Raw genomic sequence first — 2522 nt, forward strand, 5'->3', positions numbered from 1 at the left:
ATGTTTTTTGTCTTGCCGGTCTGGTAACTTCCGACAACATCGGTTAACCAATAAGCCCCGAACTTGTCTGCCATTCCCTTAATTCCGTCCGTGTAATTTAAACCAAGCCCTCTGTAATAATGCTGTGTACCGGTATACTGTCTAAAACCATCATTCAAATCTCTTAATACTTTTTCCATCTTTCTCCTCCTTAAACCATTATTATTTTATTTTTCATTACCCACATGCAAGTTTCCAATTCCTGTTCATCAACTCCGCCATTCAAATACCTTGCCTGCCATTCCAGATACTTAACTAAAATCTCTTTTCTGATATAATGTTTTTCTGTCCAGAATGCACAACCTTCCATTACGATAGCCATTTGGTCGAAAGTGATATTTTTGTATTTCTCTGTTAAGTCTGCTTTGCGGTCTGTAAAATCTCTGATTACCTGTTGGATTTCTTTTTTTGTCATCTTCCTTACCTTCCTTCTCTTTCTGCTTCACGATATTCTTCGTAAACTAAATCGTTAAACTTCATTACAACATCTAATATTTTTTCCATCTTCCTTTGCCAATCATAGGTAATTTTCTGGTTGCTGTAACCTGTTTCTAATTCTGCATACCCTTCTTTGTTTATATCGACATTGAACTCTTTACCGTGGGCTACTCTTGAAGTGCCTAAATAATGAAGGTTATCAAGTATCTTATTGGGTTCATGAACATAATCTTCGCGGTCTACAAAATACATTTTTAAATATTCTGTTAAGTTTTTTATCCTTCTTGTCTTTTCTTTATTTTCCATTTTCCTATACCTTCCTTTTTTTATCTTATAACTTATTTTAACATTATTTTAAATATTTGTCAATAGATATTTTAAAAGTTTTTTAATTATTTTTTATTACACCAGACAGGGTTTGCCCCTGCCTACACACCTCCCATTCTTCCGAAATAATGATGTTCATAATGTCCAAAATTAATTGCTACTGATTCATTTGGTTTTAGTTTGATAATATCTCCTGATTCTACTTCGCTACATGTATAGTCTACGTATTCTTTCGTCATGAATTGAACTTCACAATCTTTGGTATTATTCTTCCAGAAAGTCCAATCACTAAAAAACCACTTAAAATAATCATCTTTAAAATCTACAATAATCAGATTGCCTTGCCTTGTTACCGGATAATCTCCTTTCTGCTTTATAATATGAGCATTGAATCCGAAATAACTTCCTCCCTCTGATTGGTAGTCAAAATTCTCTTTATCAAATTGTTTTACTTCTTCCTTAAATTTTTTTAGGGTTGTAGACTTTTCCAGAAGTTCCATGACTTCCCCGCCATGTCCGCCTTCTCTTTCTTCATACATATCTCCGTTAAACTCACAAGTTTCCGTAATTCTAACATTCCCTGATTTTAATTTCTCGATAAAATACAATGTTCCTCTTGTCATAATAATTCTCCTTTACTTTTTATTTAATATAATAGTTCCTTTGCATGATTGATTATTCTTTCTATATTTTCAACATCAATTTGTAATATTCTATCCCCCTTTACGTTTTTTCTATAACTAAAATCATTTTTTAATTGCTTTAAATATTTAGCTATTTTTTTAATATCTCCCTCAAATAATTCTTCAGTCGCTTTTTCCATTAACATTTCTTTTTCTTCAATTTCCATTACTTACCTCCGTATAATCCCAAATTACCTGATTGGTTTTTAAGGCATTTATCAATTGTTCGCGAGTTTGGAATAGTGGACTCTGTTCCCAACTTCCGTCTAACTTGCTCGCATACCAACCAAATCCTGATTCCTTGGCATCATCTGGTGAATAGGTAATCAGATATAATTTGAACTCTCCATTTTCTCTCTGCTTAAATATATCGTGTTTCATTATCTTAATAATCCTCCCTATAATTTGGAATTAATTGTGATTTTAATTTTTTGATACACTTAATATCCCCACAACATATTTTATAAGGAATGCCATAACATCCGTTGAACCGGTTGGTGGTTTTTGTTAGAGTTTTCATTTCCTATACCTTCCTTTTTTTCTTACCTTCTAATATTAGTTTAACATCTTTTTAAAGAATTGTCAATACTTTTTTTAAAAATAATTTAAAATATTTTTCCCTTTGAAGTTTATAGAAAGTTTATCTGAAGTTTACCTAAAGTTTCGGGAAAGTTTGCCTAAAGTTTTGGGTAAAGTTTGAGGTAACTTTTTTGAAACTTCGGCTTGAAAGCGTTGATATATAAGGGTTTTATAGACTATAATAGTCTATCGCAAAAGAAAAAGAAGAATTAAAAAGAAGAAGAAAAATTAAAAATATTATTACATACTTTTACCAATCTGTTTCTGGTATAGCCCTAAATTTAATCCTTTTGATATTATTATCCCATCTCCATATAGCTATTAAATTATATCTATCAGTTATAGTATCTATTTTCCAATCATAATAATAATTTCCTGTATCTGTTTTGGTCGGTATTCCGCCTTCCAATAGAATACTTTCATCTGCACCTATTACATCAATAGTTATTTCTTCCG

Annotated in this window: 6 protein-coding genes; all 6 read right to left on the minus strand. The window is 31.3% G+C overall.

Translation table 11 applies throughout. The features are described 5' to 3' along the window. Window positions 1–190: 190 nt before the first annotated feature. Entirely contained in the window at window positions 191–454 is a 264-nt protein-coding gene (locus KO361_04405) for a hypothetical protein (protein MCC7574807.1), read from the minus strand. Window positions 455–459: 5 nt separating this feature from the next. After that, window positions 460–783 (minus strand): hypothetical protein, encoded by a 324-nt coding sequence (locus KO361_04410; GenBank protein ID MCC7574808.1) that lies wholly within the window; start codon window positions 781–783, stop codon window positions 460–462. Between the two features lie 122 nt (window positions 784–905). Next, window positions 906–1427 (minus strand): hypothetical protein, encoded by a 522-nt coding sequence (locus KO361_04415; GenBank protein MCC7574809.1) that lies wholly within the window; start codon window positions 1425–1427, stop codon window positions 906–908. 23 nt (window positions 1428–1450) lie between these two features. Next, a complete protein-coding gene (locus tag KO361_04420; GenBank protein ID MCC7574810.1) occupies window positions 1451–1654 on the minus strand; it encodes a hypothetical protein in 204 nt (67 codons plus the stop codon). Then, window positions 1644–1868: a hypothetical protein gene (locus tag KO361_04425; protein ID MCC7574811.1), complete on the minus strand. Its 225-nt coding sequence runs from the start codon at window positions 1866–1868 to the stop codon at window positions 1644–1646. Before KO361_04425 ends, KO361_04420 begins: the two co-directional genes overlap by 11 nt. A gap of 448 nt (window positions 1869–2316) precedes the next feature. Further along, window positions 2317–2522 (minus strand): hypothetical protein (locus tag KO361_04430; protein ID MCC7574812.1); only part of this gene is annotated, 206 nt, incomplete at its 5' end.

The organism is Candidatus Woesearchaeota archaeon (assembly GCA_020854775.1).
GTDB lineage: Archaea > Nanobdellota > Nanobdellia > Woesearchaeales > 21-14-0-10-32-9 > 21-14-0-10-32-9.

Bases quoted from the DNA above. Each gene is read 5' to 3' on its own strand.
- KO361_04405 (MCC7574807.1), bottom strand. From the start codon at position 454: ATGACAAAAAAAGAAATCCAACAGGTAATCAGAGATTTTACAGACCGC.
- KO361_04410 (MCC7574808.1), bottom strand. From the start codon at position 783: ATGGAAAATAAAGAAAAGACAAGAAGGATAAAAAACTTAACAGAATAT.
- KO361_04415 (MCC7574809.1), bottom strand. From the start codon at position 1,427: ATGACAAGAGGAACATTGTATTTTATCGAGAAATTAAAATCAGGGAAT.
- KO361_04420 (MCC7574810.1), bottom strand. From the start codon at position 1,654: ATGGAAATTGAAGAAAAAGAAATGTTAATGGAAAAAGCGACTGAAGAA.
- KO361_04425 (MCC7574811.1), bottom strand. From the start codon at position 1,868: ATGAAACACGATATATTTAAGCAGAGAGAAAATGGAGAGTTCAAATTA.